Source organism: Hanstruepera marina (assembly GCF_019880635.1).
Classification (GTDB): domain Bacteria; phylum Bacteroidota; class Bacteroidia; order Flavobacteriales; family Flavobacteriaceae; genus Hanstruepera; species Hanstruepera marina.
This window is the reverse complement of record NZ_JAINVX010000002.1, coordinates 251887-274030: the sequence shown is the minus strand read 5'-3', so window position 1 is coordinate 274030 and position 22144 is coordinate 251887. Positions and strand designations below refer to the sequence as shown.

Below are 22144 nucleotides of genomic sequence, written 5' to 3'. Positions count from 1 at the left end.
CATTATCATGAAGCGTATTTTTACACTCTGTTTATTTCTTTGTTTTTCCTTTGGTTTTTCACAAGAAAACCTAAACTATCAAAAACCGCATCAAAACATTCTAGAATTGGCCGAAGCTCCTCTAGCTCCAAGTATACGTATGGATAGTAAAGGTGAAAACATCGTGTTTTTATACCGAAGTAATTACAAAACCATTGAAGAGCTTTCAGAAACCGAGTTGCGTTTAGGAGGCTTGCGAATTAATCCTGTTACCAATATCGGTAGTAGAACACGTTACTATACCGATGTAAAAGTTAGAAATGGTAAAAGTGGAAATCCTAAAAGTATTTCTGGTATACCAGAAAATGGTCGATTTGCTAATTTTTCGTGGTCTCCCAACCAAGAATTTATGACATTTACTAATACCGTATCCAATGGTGCCGAACTATGGCTTTTAGATGTAATAAATGCTTCTGCAAAAAAAATAACCAATGCCAACTTAAATGCCAATATGGGAAATCCCGTGACCTGGTTTAAAGACAGTAATGCCATGTTGGTTAAAATGCTTCCTGAAAACAGAAAACCATTAATCAACACCAAAGAAGCTGTTCCAACTGGGCCAACCATCTCTGTAAGTGAAGCCGGTGTAAAAGCTCAAAACAGAACCTATCAAGATTTACTTAAAAACAAAAATGACGAGCATAATTTTGAGCAATTAGCTCAATCGGTTATCTACAAAGTTAATTTAGATGGCTCTAAAACCGTATGGAAGGAAAGCAACATGTATCGTGGTTTATCTTTTTCTCCTAATGGTGAATACATTATGATAACAACTATAAAAAAACCGTTTTCCTATTTAGTTCCTTATTATAGATTTCCATCCGCTTCAACCATTTATAGAAGTAATGGTGATAAGGTTAAAACTGTTCTAGAGGTCCCTTTGATTGAAGATTTGCCAAAAGGCTTTATGGCAGAGCGCAAAGGTAAACGAAATTTTACCTGGCGTGATGACAAACCAGCTACATTAGTTTGGGCAGAGGTTTTAGATGGTGGCGACCCTGCCAACGAAGTTCCTTATCGCGATGAAGTATTCCAGCAAGATGCGCCATTTGATGGGCCAGCAAAATCCATTTTAAAAACCAAAGATAGGTTTAGCGGAATTATTTGGGGAAATGACAATACAGCTGTGGCTTACGATTATTGGTGGAATACCAGAAATTCCAGAACCTACGTTTTTAACCCATCTAAATCAGATGAGGCTAAAATTTTATTTGATAGAAATTATCAAGACCGATATAGCGATCCAGGTAGTTTTGTCACCTCTAAAAACGCATTTAACGAGTATGTTTTAGAATTGGATGGTAACAAAGCCTATTTAATCGGTGACGGTTACAGTAAAGAAGGTAAGTTTCCTTTTGTAGATGAATTGAATCTCGAAACCCAAAAAACCAATCGCTTATATCAATCGCAACTTACCGATAAGGTTGAAGATATCTCAAGTGCTCTAGATGCGAAAAAAGGTGAATTTGTGGTTCGTATAGAATCGAAAAACGAATACCCCAACTATTACATTAGAAACATTAAAAAACGTATCGGATTAATTCCTTTAACGCAATTTGAAAATCCGTTTAAAAGCATTCAAGATGTTGAAAAGCAAGTAATAAACTACAAACGTGATGATGGTTTAGACTTAAGCGCCACTTTGTATTTACCAACCAATTACGAGGTAGGCAAAAAGTACCCGATGATTATGTGGGCTTATCCACGTGAGTATAAAGACAAAAATAGTGCTGGTCAGAATACTTCAAGCTCTAATGAGTTCACCTATCCATATTACGGCTCTCCCATTTACTGGGTAACACGTGGTTATGTAGTGTTGGATGATGCCTCATTTCCGATAGTAGGTGAAGGTGACGAAGAGCCAAATGATAGCTTTATTAAGCAATTGGTTGCCAATGGTAAAGCTGCTATTGATGCTGTTGATGATATGGGCTATATAGACCGCGACCGCGTTGCTGTTGGCGGACATAGTTACGGTGCTTTTATGACTGCCAATTTATTATCACATTCCAATTTATTTGCTGCAGGTATTGCTAGAAGCGGTGCCTACAACAGAACATTAACGCCTTTTGGTTTTCAAAGTGAAGAACGCAGCTATTGGGAAGCTCCCGAGATTTATTACAACATGTCACCGTTTATGCATGCCGACACTATGAAAACACCTTTATTATTAATTCATGGTGAAGCCGATAATAATTCAGGGACCTACCCTTTGCAAAGCGAGCGCTATTTTAACGCCTTAAAAGGTTTAGGTGCTCCAGTACGTTTGGTTATGCTGCCAAAAGAAAGTCATGGTTATGCAGCCAAAGAATCCATCATGCATATGCTTTGGGAACAAGACCAATGGTTGGAAAAACACGTAAAAAACAAAGCGGAAGTCAAAACCCCAGAAGAAACTATAAAGAATTAAGTTCTGTATTTTACTTTATTGAAGCATCATTCTATTGAATGGTGCTTTTTTTTACTCAAAATGTCAGTTTGTCACATTTTTTGTCTTGGTACTTTTTTTGTCTATTACCTGTCAGAGTAATAAACACAATTAAAATAGATATATCATGACAAAAGGAAATATTAATGTTTCGGTAGAAAACATCTTCCCACTCATTAAAAAATTCTTATACAGCGACCACGAAATCTTTTTACGTGAGTTAATAAGTAATGCTACAGATGCCACGCTTAAATTAAAGCACCTAACCAGTATTGGTGAAGCTAAAGTAGACTATGGCAATCCACAAATTGAAGTTAAAATTGATAAAGAAGGTAAAAAACTTCATATAATTGACCAAGGTATTGGTATGACAGCTGAAGAGGTTGAAAAATACATCAACCAAGTTGCTTTTTCAGGTGCTGAAGAATTCTTGGATAAATATAAAGATGCTGCTAAAGATTCTGGCATCATAGGCCATTTTGGTCTTGGTTTCTACTCTGCTTTTATGGTAGCAGACAAAGTAGAAATCATCACAAAATCATACAAAGACGAACCAGCTGCGCATTGGACTTGTGATGGATCTCCAGAATTCACATTAGAGCCTGCTAATAAAACAGATCGTGGCACAGAGATTATTCTTCATATTACTGAAGATGATAAAGAGTTTTTAGAAGAATCTCGTATTCGTGAACTGTTGGTAAAGTACAATAAGTTTATGCCTGTACCAATTAAATTTGGAACCAAAGAAATAAACGATCCCGATTTTACGCCTAAAACGACTAAAGATAAGGATGGTAAAGAAACTACTGAACCTCATAAACAAATTACAGTTGATAACATTATCAACAATCCAAATCCCGCTTGGACCAAACAACCCACGGACTTAAAAGATGAGGATTACAATAATTTCTACCGCGAACTGTACCCTATGCAGTTTGAAGAGCCATTATTCCATATTCACTTAAATGTTGATTATCCGTTCAATTTAACTGGGATTTTATATTTCCCTAAAATGACGAACGATTTAAATATTCAACGCGATAAAATCCAATTGTATCAAAATCAGGTTTTTGTAACCGACAATGTTGAAGGTATCGTTCCAGAATTCCTAACCATGTTACGTGGTGTGATTGATTCGCCAGATATTCCATTAAATGTATCACGAAGCTATTTACAAGCCGATGGTGCTGTAAAGAAAATTTCGTCTTACATCACTCGTAAAGTGGCCGATAAGTTAAAATCATTGTTCAATAACAATCGTGAAGATTTCGAAAAGAAATGGGACGACATTAAAATTGTGATTGAATACGGAATGCTTTCAGAAGAAAAATTCTTTGAAAAAGCCGATGCTTTTGCCTTATACCCAACAATTGATGGCAAATACTACACTTATGACGAATTATACAATGCCATTAAAGCGAAACAAACAGATAAAGATGATAAATTAGTCATCCTTTATGCTTCTGATACCGATGCACAACACAGTTACATTGAAGCTGCTAAAGCCAAAGGTTATGAAGTATTGTTATTAGATTCTCCTATTGTTTCGCACTTAATGCAAAAATTGGAAGGTAGTAAGGAGAATATATCATTCGCTCGTGTAGATGCTGATCATATTGATAATTTAATCAAAAAAGATGATACCAAAATTTCAAAATTATCTGATGATGAAAAGAAACAATTGGATGAATTATTGAAAGAAGTCATTCCTTCTGAAAAATTCATGGTGCAATTGGAAACCATGGATAGTGATGCCGCACCATTTATGATTACGCAACCAGAATTTATGCGTCGTATGAAAGAAATGCAGCAAACTGGTGGAGGCGGTATGTTTGGTATGGGCAATATGCCAGAAATGTACAACTTGGTTGTGAACACCAATTCAGAATTGGTTGGTGAAATATTAAATACCAAAACCAAGAAAAAACAAGAGCGTTTAATTAACCAAAGTTTAGATTTAGCAAGATTAAGCCAAGGACTTCTTAAGGGTGAAGAGTTAACAAATTTCATTAAGAGAAGCTATGATATGATTAAGTAACTATCTAATTATATAATAAATAAAAAAACCACTTCATGATGAAGTGGTTTTTTTATTTAAAAAGTGTAAATAATCACTTTGTTTTACTGAATTAGCATGATAAAAATCATAGGAGGGTAAAAGGGTCATATCTAATTTTGTAGTAATCTAACCTTGTAATATTATTTGCAGGTTTTATTTTAAAATGCTGCAAGCATTACATAAAAATAAAAGATTATGAAGATAATTATATCAAGATTTTGGCTAGTTCTTTTTTCAACAACATTATTTGCTCAAACTGGACATATTATGCAAGGTGCAGGGGCCATTAATATGTCTATGGGTGGTGCAGCCACAGGACAACCTATAGATATTTCTGGAGCTCTACAATGGAATCCAGCAGCAATTTCAACATTTGAAAATACTGAAATAAAATTTGATCTTGGGTTATTCTTTTCAAGTCCAGTACTATATTCAACTGTACCCGAATTTGACAACACAGGACAACCCACTGGAAATTTTTTATCTGGTAGCACTAAAGACGATAGAGGTATTTCACCCTTACCATCATTAGCTTTTGTATGGAGTAAAGCAGATAGCAAGCATACCTTTGGAGCATCAGCTATAGGTATAAGTGGATTTGGCGTGACATTCCCAGAAAATATGGGTAACCCAATAAATATGCCACAAAATATGGGAGGGTTTGGTAGAATTGAATCAGACTATATGCTATTACAAGTTGGTTTGACTTGGGCATATGAACTATCAGATAAATTTTCAATAGGATTAGAGCCTACATTCAATTATGCTACATTAGAACTCATGCCTAATCCTACTGCAAATCCAAATGCTTCAGGTTATCCGTCAACAGATAAAGCATCAGCAATAGGTTTTGGTGGGCAAATTGGATTATTCTATCAATCCTTAACTGGATTTAAAGCAGGTATTTCTTATAAAACACCTCAAATATTTAACGATTTCGAGTTTGATAATACCTATTTAGATGGAACTAAAACGACGACTGAATTTAATATGGGCTATCCTGCTATTTATTCTATAGGTCTAGGATATTCCGTTTCAGACTTTGATGTTGCTTTAGATTACAGATTAGTAGATTATAAAAACACCGATGGATTTAGTGAAACAGGATGGACAGACACAGCATCTGTTAGAGGTTTTGGCTGGGAAAATGTAAACATAGTATCAGCAGGTATTCAATACAAGGGTATTAGCAAACTGCCTTTAAGAGTAGGTTATACTTATAGCTCAAATCCAATTAATTCAGACGTAACATTTTTTAATATTCCAGCAACTGCAATTATTAAAAATGCTTTTCAGTTTGGCTTTAGTTATTTAATAAATGACAAATTTTCACTAGATGCTGTGTATCATCATGGTGATAGTAATGGCAAAACCTCTGGACAAGTACTAAACCCAATGCTAGTTGAAGCCTATCCTCCATATGGTGCTTTACCGGGAAGCAATGTGTCCTACGATATGACAACTGATTTAATTATGGTAGGAATAAGCTATAAGTTTAACAGTAAAACTGAAGTAAAAACAGACTAAGCAAAACTGTGAAATGAATAAAACACAGAAGTAAAGGCATCTAGGTTCAGGTGCCTTTTTCATTGGCAATAAATTTTATTAATTCTATAACAATAACCTCCAAAAACAAGGTGTTATTTTTATTATGTATCTTAGCTTTACTAACAATTACATTTCTGGCAACCAACAATTTTTAAAAAAAATATTAACTATTTATTTAAAAGAATGCCTTATGAAAAAATTAAATGTAATCTTATTATTAACTGCGTTTTTAGCTTTCACGTTTGTGCAAGCTCAAGAAGAAACTGAAAAAAAAGAATCTAAATTTAGTGTTATGGCCTTTGGTGGCATTGGTTATGGTATTATGGATAGTGATTCCCAACCCAACTATAATGTCAATGCCAATTCAGCCGAACTGGTATTGAATTATAAAATTAGTGATAACATTGGTCTAGCCACTGGAGGAGCCTATACTAGTTTAACTAGTAATGCTTTTAATTATGCTGGAAACTTTTATCACGAACGAATCCTAATCAAAATCCCACTTCTTGTAACATTTAATTGCTTTGTAGCTGATAATTTTAAATTTATTGCGCATTTAGGTCCTTATGCACAAACCATTTACAAAGATGAATACACTTACAGCAATTTTAGGGTTGACGATGTTTATGAAGGTTGGAATTTTGGTTTTCAATTAGGTCTTGGCTTTCTGTATGATTTCGACAACTGTTTTAGTGCCGGTATAAATTATAGCGGCCAATCTGATTTTTCAAAATTTGAAACCAACACTAGTCAAGTTATTAATGATGAGCAAAAAGTAAAAAACCTAAATACTATAGGTCTTATATTTATATTAGACTTTTAAAATTTAAAAAGGCATCTAAATTTAGATGCCTTTTTTATTTCATTTACCATTCTTTATGATATGGATAAACAAAGTTTAATTTCACATATCTTTGTTGTAAATACTAATTCATGTCATTTAAAGACTTACAACTAATCAATCCGCTTTTAAAATCAATTGAAGAGCAAGGTTATTCGCAGCCTACTAAAGTTCAGCAGAAGGCCATACCAAAAGTATTAGAGAAAAAAGATGTTATTGTAACTGCCCAAACAGGTACTGGTAAAACAGCTGCTTATGCATTACCCATATTACAGCATTTATTCAAAAAACAAGATGCTCCCAAAGGCGGCAAAGTTATTAAAGCTTTAATTGTGAGTCCCACAAGAGAATTAGCGCTACAAATTGGCAATAATTTTAAAGCCTATGGTAGGCATACCAATTTAAGAACAACAGTTATTTTTGGTGGTATTTCAGACAAACCTCAAATAGATGTTTTAACAAAAGGTGTTGATATACTCGTGGCAACTCCAGGTAGATTGATTGATTTACAAAAACAAGGCTTTGTAGATTTAGATCAGGTAGAAATACTGGTTTTGGATGAAGCAGATTTAATGTTGGACATGGGTTTTATTGATGATGTTAGAACAATTGAAACTCTTTGTCCTAAAAACAAACAAATACTTTTGTTTTCGGCCACTATGCCTTTTAAGGTAGAGCAATTAGCAAATTCTATTTTAAAATCACCTAAACGTATTGAAATTTCTTCTACTTCAACAACAGCAATAACAGTAGATCAATACTTATATTATGTACCAAAGCGCAATAAAATAGAATTGTGCCTGCACCTACTTCGAAATACCATAACAGGTAACATTCTCATTTTTAGACGTACAAAATTTGGTGTTAATAAATTAGAAACAACGCTCGTTAAAAACGGTTACAAAGTAGATACCATACATGGCGATAAATCACAAACAGATAGACAGGAAGCACTAAAAAAGTTTAAAAATGGTGTTGTTGATATTTTAATAGCCACAGATGTAGCTGCTAGAGGTATTGATATTAGCGAATTGGATATAGTTATAAATTTTGATATGCCCAACATTCCTGAAACCTATGTTCATAGAATTGGAAGAACAGGCCGTGCAGGACAAAACGGAATAGCCTATTCGCTATGTTCCGCGGACGAAAAAAATTATATTAAAACCATTCAGCAATTTATTCAACAAGAAATTCCTATTGAAGAAAACCACCCCTATCCTTTAGATCCAAAAGCAAAAGCTATTGTTCACAAATCAAAAGAATCAAAAAGCAAGCATAAAAAAGGCCGTAAAAGCAAAGCTTCAAAAAAGAAAAAAAGACGTTGGTATTAACTGTTAAACCTGAAAACGTTTATCAAAAAGATGCTTCAAAACTGGTATTTGCACACAAAGCATAATACCGAATAATCCTATAGCGTAAATTAGTGTTTTAGATAACGATATAGATGAAAACGCGTTAGCCATTTTATTATTGGTTAGGGCATTAAAGTCTATACTATTTAACCAACTCGTGTCAGAATCATTACTATTTAATGCTAAAAACACGGTTGTTAAAACCAAAACTAGTGACAAAACTGCCCAAGCGGGTTTAGAAATAAGCGGCCTATAACGCGTTGCTCTGCTAGCTTCCAACTCTTGTATTTCTTGCATTATTGATGCTGTAAAGTTTGAAGATGGTTTTTCCACCTCCGCTACACTCATCAACTTATCTGTAGTTTCTTCTAACTTTTTATTTAAGTGCTTTTCCATAAACTTCAATAATTTCAGGTTCTAATTGTTGCATAAAAATTGAACCTAGTTTCTTTCTACTTCTAAACAGCTTAACTTTTACATTGTTAGCTGTTAAACCAGTTATTTTAGATATATCATCCAAAGATTGTTCTTCAAAATAATATAGTGTCATTAAAAAGCTATCTTCACTAGGTAACAATTCTAAACATCTTTTTATAGCCCCCTTTTTTTCTTCACGCTCCATGGATTCCAAAGCATTGTCCAATGTTTTTATGTGATGCTCTGTAAACTCATCTATAGCAACTGTATTCTGCTGCCTTTTATTTTTCTTTAATCGGTCTAAACACGTATTATATGTCACGCGATAAATCCAAGTAGAAAACTTTGAATCGCCTTTAAACTTTTTAAGCGATTTATAAACTTTTATAAACGCATCTTGCGAAACCTCTTCTGCCTCCTCCTTGTTTTTCAACATACGCAATGCCAATGTAAACACCAAGTCTTTATAACGTTCCACCAATACAGCAAAGGCATTCGCGTCTCCAGCTATCACATTTTCTATGATTATGTTATCGTCGTTGGTGGTCATTTGGTTTTTAGACGACACAGTTTGCTCCTGGGTTACAGAGAAAAATGAAAAAAAATGTGAAAAAGTTGTAACCATAATTATAAAGGTGTCGTCATAAGCAATGAACACATTAAAAATAATCAATTAAAAACAAACAATTATGGGATCAGAACTAATAATCATACCAATCATTTTCGGTGCAATATTTGGTGTTTTCTACTTGTATTTTTCAACACGAAACAAAGAACGTTTAGCACTAATAGAAAAAGGGGCAGACGCAAGTATTTTTATGAAAGGCAAGCAACAAACCGCTCCGATTTGGAAAGTACTAATTTTAAATGTAGCCCTTTTACTTATGGGTATTGGATTAGGTGTATTTATAGCGTCAATATTATACAATTATACTACTTTAGGTGAGGACGTGTACCCAGCTACAGTTTTCTTTACGGCTGGTGTAGGCCTATTTATAGGTTTTAACTTAACCAAAAATTTAGATAAAGAATAACCAACCACAATTTACAACACTTCTTTTAGCCGTAGTTATTTTAATTACGGCTTTTTTTGTTTGTTAATTGAAATCTTTATTGATTATCTTTAGCATCCTAAACAGCAAAATCAACTACAATGAGGACTTTCTTATTAATCTTATGCATGGCACTTACAGTAATTTCATGTAAAGAAGATTCTAAAAATATGGAGACAACTGCTAAATCCAACGAGCCAAACGAAGCATTTAAAATTATGCTAGACACGTATTACGAAGATGGATTGAAACTTAACCCTGTTAGAGCAACTTTTTCTGGAGACAATCGCTACAATGATCAGTACCCTAACTCTTTATCTGAAGACTATAAATCTAAAACCAAAGCCTACTATACAAAATATGCCAGTTTATTAGAAGAGTTTCCTGACAGTACGTTATCAAAAACCGAACAAATGTCTAAAGCTGTATTAAAATGGGAATGCGATATAGCTTTAGAAGGTTTTAATTATATGCATCGCGACTATATGCCAATAGACCAAATGTGGTCTCCACACCTATCTGTTGGGCAATTAGCCAGTGGTGCTGGTGCTCAACCTTTTAAAACAGTAGAAGATTATCACAATTGGTTGAAACGTTTGGATGGCTACATTGCTTGGTTGCGTTCGGCTAAAGAAAAAATGGCTGAAGGTTCCGAAAAGGGTTATGTATTACCAGAATCATTAATAGTAAAAGTATTACCACAGCTGGAATCTGCCACCATAGAAGACTTGGAACAACATTTATTCTATAAGCCTATATTAAATATGCCTGAATCGTTTAGCGATGAAGATAAAGCTGAAATAACACAAGCCTATACCAAAAAAATCTCTGAAAACCTTATTCCTGCCTACAATGATATATACCAATTCATGAAAACTGACTATCTCAATTTAGGACGGGAAAGTTCAGGAATTAGCAGTACACCCCAAGGTGAAGATTTTTATAATCATATGATAAAACGCTTTACCACAACAAACATGACAGCAGACGAAATCCATAATCTTGGATTGAGCGAAGTTGAACGTATTTCTGCCGAAATGGAAAAAGTAAAAACCCAAGTTGGTTTTGAAGGCGACTTAAAAGCATTTTTCAATTTTGTACGTAACAACAAAGAGTTAATGCCATTTAATGACCCACAACAGGTAATTGATAATTTTAATACCATTCATGAAACCATGAAGCCCCAAATTGAAAAACTTTTCGATTTAAAACCCAAAACACCCTTTGAGGTTAGACGTACTGAAGCCTTTAGAGAAGCATCAGCAAGTGCTGAATATAATCAGGGTTCTCTTGACGGTACACGTCCAGGTATTTTTTATGTTCCCATCCCAGATGTTACCAGCTATAACACTTTTAGTGACGAAGCTTTATTTTTACACGAAGCCATTCCTGGTCATCACTACCAAATTTCATTACAACAAGAAGACCAAGATTTGCCACAATTTAGAAAAACGCTTTGGTATAGCGCCTATGGTGAGGGTTGGGCTTTATATTCTGAATCATTAGGAAAAGAATTAGGCCTATATACTGATCCGTATCAGTATTTTGGTATGTTAGGTATGGAAATGCATCGTGCTATTCGTTTAGTTGTTGATACTGGTATGCATACCAAAGGCTGGACCAGAGAACAAGCCATACAATACTCGTTAGACCATGAAGCTGAAAGTGAGGCTAGCATTATTAGTGAAATTGAACGCTATATGGCCATGCCAGGACAAGCTTTATCTTATAAAATAGGACAATTAAAAATTAGGGCATTGCGTGCCAAAGCAGAAACCGAGTTAGGCACCAATTTTGGTATTAAAGAATTCCACAATCAGGTTTTATCCGTTGGCTGTGTTCCCTTGGCACTTCTTGAAGATAACATTAATACATGGATTGCTGAAAACAAATAATATGCCGTTTAAGAATCTTCAAATCTTAACTTTACTTTTAGCATCTGTAGTTTCCTCTGCACAAGTAACCATTAAGAATGGTAAAACTCAAGACGGAATTCCATATGCTACTGTATCCTTTGGAAATGGTCAAGGTATTTTTGCTGACGATGAAGGTGTTTTTATTTTTACCAAAAAATTATATCCAGATGTCGACACCTTGTTTGTCACCTCTTTAGGTTATAAAGATGTGACCGTTCCTACATCAGAATTGAGCGACACCATTTTAATGGATGAAGAAGTTAGCCAACTTAATGAAGTGGTGTTAATTGCCGATAATCGTAAGTTTACCGAAGAAACACTAAAACCGTATTTAGATGATGATTACTACCATTGTTGGCTACCCACAATCGAATCTGAAATTGCCGTGATTTTCAGAAACCCAGATACCGATCTAAAAAAATTGAGCACGATTCATTTTCCCATAACTTTAGAATCTAAAGATTGGAAGAAACGTAAAAAAAAGAATGCTGAAAAAAAGCCATTTTCCACTTTATTTAAAGTAAAGTTCTATGAAAACAATAACGGTTTACCTGGACAGGTATTAACTTATGATAATATTGTTTTTAAGGCCACCGAAAAAAATGGAGATGTCCATAATTTAGATGTTTCAGCATACAATATCACCTTTCCTGAAAATGGTTTTTTTGTATCCCTTCAAGTTTTAGGATATACTGACACACAAGGAAAACTACTTCCCAATAAAAAATATAAAGAAATAAAAAGCAAAAATGGCATCGTAAAAATACCTACAAACTTTAGACCTTTGTTACCCTTTACAAGTGAAATTCCGGAACACCGCACCTATATAAAGCGTGTGTTTATTAATGGAAATAATTGGGTGCAGTTTAGAAAAGGCAATATAGAGTCCGGGTTGTTTAGTGCTGGTTTAAACAATTACGGAATTGGCATTAGCTATAAGGTTTATAACGATGAGTAATCCTTGGCACTTATATGCTATGGCAATCATGTACATGTTTGCTGGACTTATGCATTTTATAAAACCTAAAATGTATATACGCATTATGCCGCAATACTTACCAAATCATAAGCTACTTGTATATTTAAGTGGTCTGGCTGAAATTGTTTTAGGTATTGCCTTATGTTTTAGCATTACCAAAAATCTAGCTATTTATGGTATTGTACTAATGCTAGCTGTGTTTATGTTGGTGCATGTGTATATGCTATCTAGCAAAAAAGCCGCAGCAGGTATCCCTAAATGGATATTGGTTTTACGAATTCCGTTGCAATTCTTTTTAATGTATTGGGCTTATTATTATCTATAATTGAGATGTTTTTGATATGCAAAAAATTCTTCTCTACTCTATCACAAAATCAAAATAGGTATCTGGAAATGGCTCTCCTCGTAAGGTAAAATGCCACCATTCTTTAGGATAATTCCTAAAACCATGCTTGAGCATAACGGCTTGCAACAACTGTCTATTCTGTTTTTGCTCTTGAGTTAAATTAGTATGTTCGACCCAAGACTGTTCTCCAAAAAAATCATAAGGGCTGCCCATATCCAAAGGTTCTAGAGTATTGCCGTTTATAATTGTTAAATCTAAAGTGCTGCCTCTGCTATGACCCGAACGTGAAGCTATATAGCCATCGCGAAACAAATGACGTTTGTTTACATCTGGATAAAATTGATGTTTGTTAATAGTGTCATTTAAGTCTTTAGCCCATCGCATAAAATGGTTAACCGCTTGTTGAGGCCTGTAACCATCATATACCCTCAAGCACAGGTTCTGTTCCTGCAATTCAATTTGTACATTTTTAAGCGCTTCTGCAGTAGGCTTTGTAATTATTAGGGTATTCGCTTTGTAGCCAACAATGCTATCGCCAACAAAATTATTTGTGGAATAATATCGTAATTCAACATCTAAATCAGGAATTATTGTTTTGGCATACACAAAGCCTTCGGGTAAATGGTCTTGTTTAGTGAAGGCTAAAGCCACTAATACAAATACGAGTAAAAATACTTTGTTTTTCATAGTGTATCAGCTAATTTAGAAAAAATAATACTATGGATTTATTTTCAACGGAAAAAACCATTTTAAAACTACCACAAGCCCATATTGTATATATACCCAACTTCTTAAACACCAATGAAGCTAATGTGCTTTTTAACTTTTTAAAACAGCAGGTAGATTGGCAACACGACAATATTACAATCTTTGGAAAAACCTATAGGCAACCACGTTTAACGGCTTTATATAGTAACACCCAAAAAACCTACACCTACTCTAACATTACTATGAATCCAAAGATATTTACCCCAGAACTATTAAAACTTAAGAAACAAGTAGAGTTAGCTTCTGGTTATCTATTTAATTCTGTATTATTAAATTTCTATCGAGATGGTAATGATAGTAATGGCTGGCATGCAGACAATGAAAAGGAACTTGGCAAGAACCCCGTTATAGCGTCTGTTAGTTTGGGTGCTGAACGCCTATTTCATTTCAAACATCGAACATTAAAACACGAAAAGTATAAATTAAAACTGGAGCACGGTAGCCTGTTAATCATGTCGGGAGAAATGCAGAAGCATTGGCTACATCAAATTCCAAAGACTAAAAGAACAGTTGGGGAACGCATTAATCTAACATTCCGACAAATTATTTAATAAAAAAACCGAGGTCCCTCAACCTCGGTTTAATTTAATTTGCATTTTTTATTATGCTGTTAGATTTAGGGTCTCTAGTATCAACGACATAATGCAAATATTAATTAATTAATCCATTGAACTAAAAAGTAACTTTCTAGTACACTTCAAATGTAAAATTAATACTCAAAAGACACGTTTAAATACGTATTTTTTCGATGAAATGCATGTTTTTTTAACATTTAAAGATTAAATAATGTTTTTTATCGATGAAATACACAATTTAAATCAAAATTCAACTTATAAAATTTGTTATAAAATTATATTTTAAAACCCTATTTTTACGTTGATAAAATGCTATTTAGTCAAACCCTATTTTTTATTTATGAGATCTTCAATTCTAATTCTTTGCCTGGTTTTTCATTTTATATGTTTTTCACAAGAATCAAATCCGCAAGAAAAAAACGTTGTTGTAAACCAACATATTGAAGGTTCGTTATTATTACCTGATTCTGGCCAATCAGATTATTTAGCCATTATTATAGCTGGTTCTGGGCCAACTGACAGAGATGGTAATCAAAATTTTCTTAAAAGCAATAGTCTTAAAAAACTAGCTCAAGGTTTAGCCAAAGAAAACATAGCAACTTTTCGTTATGACAAGCGTATAGTCAAGCAAATACGAAAAGGCAATGTTGACAAAAACATTATGTTTGATGATTTTGTTACCGACGCTAAGTCTGTAGTTGATTATTTTGAAAAACAAGGCACTTTCCCCAATATATATATAATTGGTCACAGTCAAGGCAGTTTGGTAGGTATGTTAGCCATTTCAAATACCGTTAAAGGCTATATTTCTTTGGCTGGTGCCGGACAATCAATAGATATCGTTATTATGGATCAGATACAAAAAACGGCACCTGGTCTATCTGAAGACGCCCAAAAAACTTTCGACATTCTCAAAAAAGGGGAAACAACTACCGAATATCATCCTGCACTGGCTTCAATTTTCAATATAGATACACAGCCGTTCATAACAAACTGGATGAGTTATAATCCACAAGAGCTCATTAAAGATATTGATATTCCAATACTATTGGTTAACGGCACAAAGGATCTTCAAGTATCTGTTGAAGAAGCTAACATGCTTAAAGAGGCTAATAACAGTGCACAACTGGAAATTATTGAAAACATGAACCATGTTTTGTTTATAATTGAAGGCGATGATTTAGAGAACTCTAAATCCTACAATGAGTCTTATCGTGAAATTGCACCCCAATTAATTTCTGCAATTTCTGGTTTTATCAAGACATAAGGAAACCACAAAACATATCATTTACTTCAAAAAGAAAAGCATCCCGAGAGGGATGCTTTTACTTACTAACCAACCAAAAATATGAAATGTTATTGTTTTTAATTAAAGTAACCACACATTAATTAAAGTTAAGTTACAATAACAACTTATAGTGTTCAATTAGCGTGCCAAACTTAATTTGCAGGATAATTATTTTTATGATATATTTGTGATATCATTTTAATATCATAATAAATTTTTAATCATGAAAGAAGAAAAAATAATAGTTCCGGCAAATGGCTACCTTATGCTTTTTGTATTCTTGTTTATATTTTTTGGCACAATTGTATTTGCCATTACAGCTAATAAGCCAGAATTCTTGCCCATTTTAATCATCGCTTTATTAATTGCTCCTGGTTTTATAATGGTACAACCAAATGGATCGCGCGTCCTGTTATTATTTGGTAAATACGTAGGTACCGTAAAGAAAAACGGTTTCTATTGGGTAAATCCGTTTTATACCAAAAAGAAAATCTCATTACGAGCTAGCAATTTTGACAGCGAGCGCTTAAAAGTAAACGACAAACTGGGTAATCCTGTAATGATAAGCACCATATTGGTTTGGCGAGTACAAAACACTTACAAAGCAGCTTTTGATGTAGATAATTACGAAAACTTTGTTCGCGTGCAAACCGATGCAGCTGTAAGAAAGCTAGCCAGTATGTATCCTTACGATAATTTTGCAGATGAGGGTGTTGATGAGGATATTACACTCCGCTCTAGTGTAAATGAGGTTAGCAATGCTTTAGAAAAGGAAATAGATGAACGTTTATCTATTGCTGGTATTGAGGTTCTTGAAGCTAGAATTGGCTATTTGGCCTATGCGCAAGAAATTGCCAATGCCATGTTAAAACGCCAACAAGCCACTGCCATTGTTGCAGCAAGACACAAAATTGTTGAAGGTGCCGTTAGTATGGTGGAAATGGCTTTAGAGGAATTAGGCAAAAAACAGATTGTTGATTTAGATGAAGAACGCAAAGCTGCTATGGTGAGTAATCTCATGGTTATCCTTTGTGGCGATAAAGATGCATCCCCTGTTTTAAATACTGGAACTTTAAATCATTAATAGATGAAAGAATATAAAGTAATTGTACCAAAAATTGGGTTTAAAAATCGAACACAAAATTTTGAAGACATCTTGAATCAACACGCTCGTGAAGGCTGGGTTGTTAATCATATTGGGCAAGGCTGGAGTAGCGTTGTATTCGAAAGGAATAAAAACAGATAACCATGCGTAATACTAGACCAAGAATAAAAGTCCCTTTTGAAGGTATCGATATATTCCTAGAATTGGTTTCTATTACACTATTGTTATTAATATGGATTTATGTATTTGTTGAATACACCAATTTACCAGAAACCATCGCATCGCATTTTAATGCCAAAGGTGAAGCCGACGGTTATAGTAATAAATTGTATTTATGGTTTATACCATTATTAGCAACGGTATTGTATGTTGGACTATTTGCATTAAATAAATATCCTCATGTTCATAATTACATGGTAAATATTACAGAAGAAAATGCCCTTAAGAATTACAGATTTAGTACCCGAATAGTAAGAGTGGTTAATACATTAACAGTTATTATGTTTGCTTATATAATTTATTATATTGTTCAAAGCGCCAAAGACAACCAAATACATTTAAGTAATTGGTTTGTCCCAGTTATAATTGGTTTTAGTTTATTATTGCCAATTGTAATACTCATATATTATAAAAAATTAAACAAGTCTTAATATTACAATGTCAAAAAAGAAAGCATTTGCATTACGAATAAATGAAGACATGCTCAAAGCCATTGAAAAATGGGCTTCTGATGAGTTTAGAAGTACCAATGGCCAAATTGAGTGGATGCTTATGCAGTATTTAAAAGAACATAAACGTGACCCAAAGCCAAAAAAAGATACCAATAAAAAAAGCGACCAATAACGGTCGCTTTTTTTAACCCATTTATTTTGGTATTTTGCAGTTCTAATTAAACTAATATGCAAGAAGCACCTATTTTTACTGACGATACAATTGTTTTTGGGCTCCTAATGTTAACGTTAGGTTTTATTTTTTATACAGAATCATTAAAAACTGGATTTTGGTCTAAATTCTATAAGATAGTACCCGGACTATTTATGGCTTATATGTTACCCGCTGTTTTAACAACATCAGGGCTTATTGCTCCTGAATGGGAAACCACATCTGAATCTGGTGAAGTTATAAAACACAGTACAAATCTCTATTATGTAGCCAGTAGATATCTATTACCAGCAGCTTTGGTGCTTATGACATTAAGTATCGACTTAAAGGCCGTTTTTAATTTAGGTTGGAAGGCTTTAGTTATGTTCCTAACAGGAACCTTGGGCATTGTAATTGGGGGACCTATAGCCATACTTTTAGTCTCAATGTTTTCACCAGAAACTGTTGGAGGTGTTGGTCCAGATGCGGTATGGAGAGGTTTATCTACATTAGCGGGAAGCTGGATTGGTGGTGGTGCCAACCAAACAGCCATGCTAGAAATTTATGGATACAATCAATCAGAATATGGTAAAATGGTGTTTGTTGATATAGTTGTTGCCAATATTTGGATGGCTATTATTTTAATTGGAATAGGCCGTTCAAAAATAATTGACAACTGGTTAAAAGCCGATAACTCCGCTATCGAATCCTTAAAAGAGAAAGTAACCTCTTTTGCCAAAAGTGTAAAACGTAATCCGTCTTTAACAGATATTATGATTATTGTAGCCATAGCTTTTGGAACCGTAAGTTTTTCCCATATTGGCGCAAATATTCTTGCGCCTTATTTTGAAGGTATAGTGGATAATATTGATTCAGCTACCACTAGAAATACGTTTACATTCCTTGGTTCAAAATTCTTTTGGATGATAAGTATTGCAACACTAATAGCCATTCTACTTTCTTTTACAAAAGCTAAAAATTATGAAGGCGCAGGAGCCAGTAAATTTGGCAGTGTATTTATCTATATACTTGTCGCTTCAATAGGTATGAAAATTGATTTAGGATCTATTTTTGATAACCCTGGGCTCATTGCAGTAGGACTGATTTGGATGTCCATTCATGCTGTGTTATTAATTATAATGGCAAAACTAATAAAAGCACCTTACTTCTTTTTAGCTGTAGGTAGTCAGGCCAATGTTGGCGGTGCTGCTTCTGCTCCAATTGTTGCATCAGCATTTCATCCTTCGTTAGCTACTGTTGGTGTGCTATTGGCTGTATTTGGGTATGCCATTGGAACCATAGCTGCAATTGGTTGTACAATTCTTATGGAATTAGCAGCCGTTAGCTAGTATTTAATTAATTTTTATAAGATATTTGCGCTCGTTAATTTAAACGTCAATGAGAAATTTAATCACTATTATAATTGCTTTATTAATTGTTTCCTGCTCGAGTGAGAAACAATACGATTTAACAGTAAAAGGGCAAGTTAAAGGCCTAAAAAAGGGAACACTCTATTTACAAAAAGTAAAAGATTCCACTTTAATAAGCGTAGATTCTTTAATTGTTAATGGTGATCCTACTTTTGAATTACATAGCGATTTAGAAACTCCTGAGGTGTTTTATCTTCATTTAAATAAAACCAATAGCGACGATAAAAAAATAGCCTTTTTTGCAGATAAAGGCATTACCGAAATTAACACAACACTAAAAGACTTTGTTTTTGATGCTGACATAAAAGGTTCAAAACAACAGGAAAAACTTGATGAATATAAAAAGGTTATGTCCCGCTTTAATGATAGGAGTTTAGAATTGATTAAAGAGGAATTTGAAGCAAAAACCAACAGAGATTCAATAGCTATAGCTGAAAATCAAAAGGCATATGAAAGCTTATTGAAAGGAAAATACCTTTATACCGTTAATTTTGCAATTAATAACAAGGACAGCGAAGTTGCCCCTTACGTCGCTTTAACAGAAATTTACGATGCTAAAATTAAATGGTTGGATACTATTAACAATGCTTTAAATCCAGAAATCAAATCTTCTAAATATGGTTTAATGCTAGATGAATTTATCAAGGATAGAAAATCTGAATAAACACTAAATAAACTAGAATAAAAAAAAACGATACAAAATTTTGTATCGTTTTTTTTAGAGCCGATGGAGGGACTCGAACCCACGACCTGCTGATTACAAATCAGCTGCTCTAGCCAGCTGAGCTACATCGGCAAAACAGTTCGCAAATATAATCTTGTAAACTATATTTGCAAATTATTTTTTTTAAAATTAACCTAACTTGTTTATTTTTTCGATTAACTCACGACCTTTAGATTCAAGCTCCTGATTAATTGCCTTAAAGTGTGCTTTTTTATCTTCAACACTTCTATCGTTTACTTTTGCAATTAAAGTGTCAAAAGTCTCAATAGCCTCATCAATAATAGCTTCACTTTTTTTTGTGTCTTTGTCTGTATTTGAATATTCCCAAACATAAACAGCTTCAATAATATCACCTAAAACGTAATTAATATCCTTTTTTAGGTCTCTTTTATTTGCCATAATTCTATAATTTATTTTGCTACAAAATTACACATAAACTTCTAATAGTGTAGTATTTTTAGCAGTAATTTCGAAGTCTTTAATTGCTGCTGGTATAAGTATTGTTTCGCCTTTCTTTATATGCTCTTGAGAATTAATTGTAGTAATATTTGCTTCACCTTCTACACACATATAAATTATAAACGAATCGTGGTTATTTAGCTTCTTTAAAGTCTGATTAACTTCAAGATAATTTGTAGTAAAATAAGGACAGCTGACCATTTCATTAGGCCTGTTTTCAGTTTTACTATAAGAAACCCTAAAGTTATCTGGCATGCTAAAGTTAAAGGCATCTATAGCTAAATCGTTATGCAATTCGCGTTCATTACCTTCATCATCCACACGATCCCAATCGTAAACACGATAGGTAATATCACTTGTTTGTTGTATCTCAGCTAAAAGAACACCAGCTCCAATAGCATGCACACGGCCAACTTCAATGAAATAGGTGTCCCCAGTTTTTACCTTATCAAAATTTAAAATTTTTGTGAGCGTTTTGTCTTCTAAATGCTTCAAATATTTTTCGGCAGTCATATCCTGATTAAATCCCACAATTAAATTAGAATCTTCATCGGATTGCATAACATACCACATCTCGGTTTTTCCAAACGAGTTATGACGTTTAGCAGCTAATTCATCATTGGGGTGCAATTGAATGGACAAATCTTCTTTAGCGTCTATAAACTTTATAAGTAAAGGAAACTTTTCTCCAAACTGTTTAAAGTTTTTGGCACCAATAAGTTCTTCTTTATACATACCTAATAATTGCTTTAACGATTTTCCTTTAAGGTTTCCATTAGAAACTATGGAAGTATCCCCCTCTACATCACTAATTTCCCAGCTTTCTCCAACATTAGGTAAGTCAGAGTGTTTGTTTAACAACGTATTTAATTTTTGTCCGCCCCAAATCTTTTCTTTTAGTATAGGGTAAAATTTCAAAGGGTGTAAATTGTTATTCATCATTTGCCGTTATAGCTTACAAAGTTTCTTGGTGTTTCGTAAAGGGTAACCTCAAGTTCTAAATTAGCTGGTAGTTTTGCTTTCATTTTGTTGTAAATAACAACAACAATATTTTCAGCCGTTGGATTTAAATCTTTAAACTCTGGTACTTCTATATTCAGGTTTTTATGGTCAAAAGCATCTTCAACCTCACTTTTTATGATGTCTTTCAACACCTTCATATCAATCACATAGCCAGTTTCCTTATCAATTTCTCCCGTAACACTTGCTATCAATTCATAGTTGTGACCGTGATAATTTGGGTTATTACATTTACCAAATACAGCATTGTTCTTATCAAAATCCCAATCTTTTCTGTACAATCTATGCGCTGCGTTAAAATGGGCTTTCCTACTTACCGTTACCTTCATTTTGTGAAATGTTAATGGAATTATAGAATTTATCGAAAATTATTTTAAACCAAGCTGTATATAATTCGGGGTTTACTTTTATGTCCTCTTGAACCGATTCTAATGTCATCCATTTCCAATCGGCCACTTCATCAGGATTAATATGTGGAACACCTTGATATCTGCCTATCAAAATATGGTCGTACTCATGTTCAGTCAGTCCATTATCAAAAGGCGCTTTATAAATAAAAGATGTGGTTTCTGCTAGTTCGGTGACAAAACCCATTTCTTCCTGTAAACGGCGTTTACCAGCTTCAATATTACTTTCTCCAGCTCTTTGATGACTACAGCAGGTGTTCGTCCATAAGCCTGGCGAATGGTACTTATGCAAAGCGCGCTGCTGAAGCATTAATTCATTTTTATCATTAAAAACAAAAACAGAAAAGGCACGGTGCAATAGCGCTTTTTCATGAGCCTCCATTTTGGGCATCAATCCTATTTGTTCATCGTTTTCATTAACGAGGATAACGTGTTCTTCAATCATAGTTTCACAAAAATACCAAGATATACATTAATATTCCTATACTTAATTATAAAATGTGTTAAGGCTTTATAAATTGACAATT

The 22144-nt window shown here is 33.8% G+C and carries 24 protein-coding genes and 1 tRNA gene; 17 read left to right on the top strand and 8 right to left on the bottom strand.

Annotated features, from left to right (window positions below):
- Positions 1 to 7: 7 nt before the first annotated feature.
- The 5 genes from K7G76_RS09010 (at position 8) to K7G76_RS08990 (ending at position 8249) form a co-directional block, all read left to right on the top strand.
- Entirely contained in the window at positions 8 to 2449 is a 2442-nt protein-coding gene (locus K7G76_RS09010; protein WP_223033873.1) for an alpha/beta hydrolase family protein, read from the top strand.
- A 145-nt stretch (positions 2450 to 2594) separates the two neighbouring features.
- Positions 2595 to 4505 (top strand): molecular chaperone HtpG, encoded by a 1911-nt coding sequence (gene htpG, locus K7G76_RS09005; protein WP_223033872.1) that lies wholly within the window; start codon positions 2595 to 2597, stop codon positions 4503 to 4505.
- Between the two features lie 216 nt (positions 4506 to 4721).
- Positions 4722 to 6053, top strand: a complete 1332-nt coding sequence (locus tag K7G76_RS09000; RefSeq protein ID WP_223033871.1) for an OmpP1/FadL family transporter — start codon at positions 4722 to 4724, stop codon at positions 6051 to 6053.
- A gap of 211 nt (positions 6054 to 6264) precedes the next feature.
- Positions 6265 to 6897, top strand: a complete 633-nt coding sequence (locus K7G76_RS08995) for an outer membrane beta-barrel protein (protein WP_223033870.1) — start codon at positions 6265 to 6267, stop codon at positions 6895 to 6897.
- A gap of 110 nt (positions 6898 to 7007) precedes the next feature.
- Positions 7008 to 8249 carry a DEAD/DEAH box helicase gene (locus tag K7G76_RS08990; protein ID WP_223033869.1) on the top strand — a complete coding sequence of 414 codons (1242 nt, stop codon included), beginning with the start codon at positions 7008 to 7010 and terminating at the stop codon, positions 8247 to 8249.
- A 3-nt stretch (positions 8250 to 8252) separates the two neighbouring features.
- On the opposite strand, the gene K7G76_RS08985 is transcribed toward K7G76_RS08990, so the two are convergent.
- Both K7G76_RS08985 and K7G76_RS08980 read right to left on the bottom strand, forming a co-directional pair.
- Positions 8253 to 8666 (bottom strand): hypothetical protein, encoded by a 414-nt coding sequence (locus K7G76_RS08985; protein ID WP_223033868.1) that lies wholly within the window; start codon positions 8664 to 8666, stop codon positions 8253 to 8255.
- Positions 8647 to 9237 (bottom strand): RNA polymerase sigma factor, encoded by a 591-nt coding sequence (locus K7G76_RS08980; protein ID WP_223033867.1) that lies wholly within the window; start codon positions 9235 to 9237, stop codon positions 8647 to 8649. The genes K7G76_RS08985 and K7G76_RS08980 overlap by 20 nt, the downstream gene beginning before the upstream one ends.
- 139 nt (positions 9238 to 9376) lie before the next feature.
- On the opposite strand from K7G76_RS08980, the gene K7G76_RS08975 reads away from it, so the two are divergent.
- From K7G76_RS08975 to K7G76_RS08960, 4 genes are all read left to right on the top strand, one after another.
- Positions 9377 to 9721, top strand: a complete 345-nt coding sequence (locus K7G76_RS08975; RefSeq protein ID WP_223033866.1) for a DUF6249 domain-containing protein — start codon at positions 9377 to 9379, stop codon at positions 9719 to 9721.
- A gap of 146 nt (positions 9722 to 9867) precedes the next feature.
- Positions 9868 to 11634: a DUF885 domain-containing protein gene (locus tag K7G76_RS08970; protein WP_255572973.1), complete on the top strand. Its 1767-nt coding sequence runs from the start codon at positions 9868 to 9870 to the stop codon at positions 11632 to 11634.
- Between the two features lies 1 nt (position 11635).
- Positions 11636 to 12613 (top strand): peptidase associated/transthyretin-like domain-containing protein, encoded by a 978-nt coding sequence (locus K7G76_RS08965; RefSeq protein ID WP_223033864.1) that lies wholly within the window; start codon positions 11636 to 11638, stop codon positions 12611 to 12613.
- Complete coding sequence (locus K7G76_RS08960; RefSeq protein ID WP_223033863.1) at positions 12606 to 12959, top strand: DoxX family protein; 354 nt, start codon at positions 12606 to 12608, stop codon at positions 12957 to 12959. Before K7G76_RS08965 ends, K7G76_RS08960 begins: the two co-directional genes overlap by 8 nt.
- A gap of 33 nt (positions 12960 to 12992) precedes the next feature.
- On the opposite strand, the gene K7G76_RS08955 is transcribed toward K7G76_RS08960, so the two are convergent.
- Entirely contained in the window at positions 12993 to 13667 is a 675-nt protein-coding gene (locus K7G76_RS08955) for a M15 family metallopeptidase (protein ID WP_223033862.1), read from the bottom strand.
- A gap of 32 nt (positions 13668 to 13699) precedes the next feature.
- Here K7G76_RS08955 and K7G76_RS08950 point away from each other — a divergent pair, with 32 nt between their 5' ends.
- The 8 genes from K7G76_RS08950 (at position 13700) to K7G76_RS08915 (ending at position 19671) form a co-directional block, all read left to right on the top strand.
- Positions 13700 to 14299 carry an alpha-ketoglutarate-dependent dioxygenase AlkB family protein gene (locus tag K7G76_RS08950; protein ID WP_223033861.1) on the top strand — a complete coding sequence of 200 codons (600 nt, stop codon included), beginning with the start codon at positions 13700 to 13702 and terminating at the stop codon, positions 14297 to 14299.
- Positions 14300 to 14663: 364 nt separating this feature from the next.
- On the top strand, positions 14664 to 15590 hold the full coding sequence (locus K7G76_RS08945; RefSeq protein ID WP_223033860.1) for an alpha/beta hydrolase: 927 nt from the start codon (positions 14664 to 14666) through the stop codon (positions 15588 to 15590).
- Between the two features lie 244 nt (positions 15591 to 15834).
- On the top strand, positions 15835 to 16695 hold the full coding sequence (locus K7G76_RS08940) for an SPFH domain-containing protein (protein ID WP_223033859.1): 861 nt from the start codon (positions 15835 to 15837) through the stop codon (positions 16693 to 16695).
- Positions 16696 to 16698: 3 nt separating this feature from the next.
- Positions 16699 to 16857 carry a DUF4177 domain-containing protein gene (locus K7G76_RS08935; protein WP_223033858.1) on the top strand — a complete coding sequence of 53 codons (159 nt, stop codon included), beginning with the start codon at positions 16699 to 16701 and terminating at the stop codon, positions 16855 to 16857.
- 2 nt (positions 16858 to 16859) lie between these two features.
- A complete protein-coding gene (locus K7G76_RS08930; protein WP_223033857.1) occupies positions 16860 to 17366 on the top strand; it encodes a DUF1648 domain-containing protein in 507 nt (168 codons plus the stop codon).
- Between the two features lie 7 nt (positions 17367 to 17373).
- A complete protein-coding gene (locus K7G76_RS08925; protein ID WP_223033856.1) occupies positions 17374 to 17559 on the top strand; it encodes an Arc family DNA binding domain-containing protein in 186 nt (61 codons plus the stop codon).
- A gap of 56 nt (positions 17560 to 17615) precedes the next feature.
- Positions 17616 to 18926, top strand: a complete 1311-nt coding sequence (locus K7G76_RS08920; RefSeq protein ID WP_223033855.1) for a DUF819 family protein — start codon at positions 17616 to 17618, stop codon at positions 18924 to 18926.
- Positions 18927 to 18975: 49 nt separating this feature from the next.
- Entirely contained in the window at positions 18976 to 19671 is a 696-nt protein-coding gene (locus K7G76_RS08915) for a DUF4369 domain-containing protein (protein WP_223033854.1), read from the top strand.
- 58 nt (positions 19672 to 19729) lie between these two features.
- Here the strand turns inward: K7G76_RS08915 and K7G76_RS08910 are convergent.
- The 5 genes from K7G76_RS08910 to idi form a co-directional block, all read right to left on the bottom strand.
- Positions 19730 to 19803, bottom strand: a tRNA-Thr gene (locus K7G76_RS08910).
- Positions 19804 to 19860: 57 nt separating this feature from the next.
- Positions 19861 to 20130, bottom strand: coding sequence for a hypothetical protein (locus K7G76_RS08905; protein ID WP_223033853.1), 270 nt, complete (start codon positions 20128 to 20130; stop codon positions 19861 to 19863).
- Between the two features lie 27 nt (positions 20131 to 20157).
- Positions 20158 to 21129, bottom strand: coding sequence for a type I phosphomannose isomerase catalytic subunit (locus K7G76_RS08900; protein WP_223033852.1), 972 nt, complete (start codon positions 21127 to 21129; stop codon positions 20158 to 20160).
- Positions 21129 to 21539, bottom strand: coding sequence for a 6-pyruvoyl trahydropterin synthase family protein (locus K7G76_RS08895; RefSeq protein WP_223033851.1), 411 nt, complete (start codon positions 21537 to 21539; stop codon positions 21129 to 21131). The genes K7G76_RS08900 and K7G76_RS08895 overlap by 1 nt, the downstream gene beginning before the upstream one ends.
- Positions 21520 to 22062, bottom strand: coding sequence for an isopentenyl-diphosphate Delta-isomerase (idi, locus tag K7G76_RS08890; RefSeq protein WP_223033850.1), 543 nt, complete (start codon positions 22060 to 22062; stop codon positions 21520 to 21522). Before idi ends, K7G76_RS08895 begins: the two co-directional genes overlap by 20 nt.
- Positions 22063 to 22144: the final 82 nt, after the last annotated feature.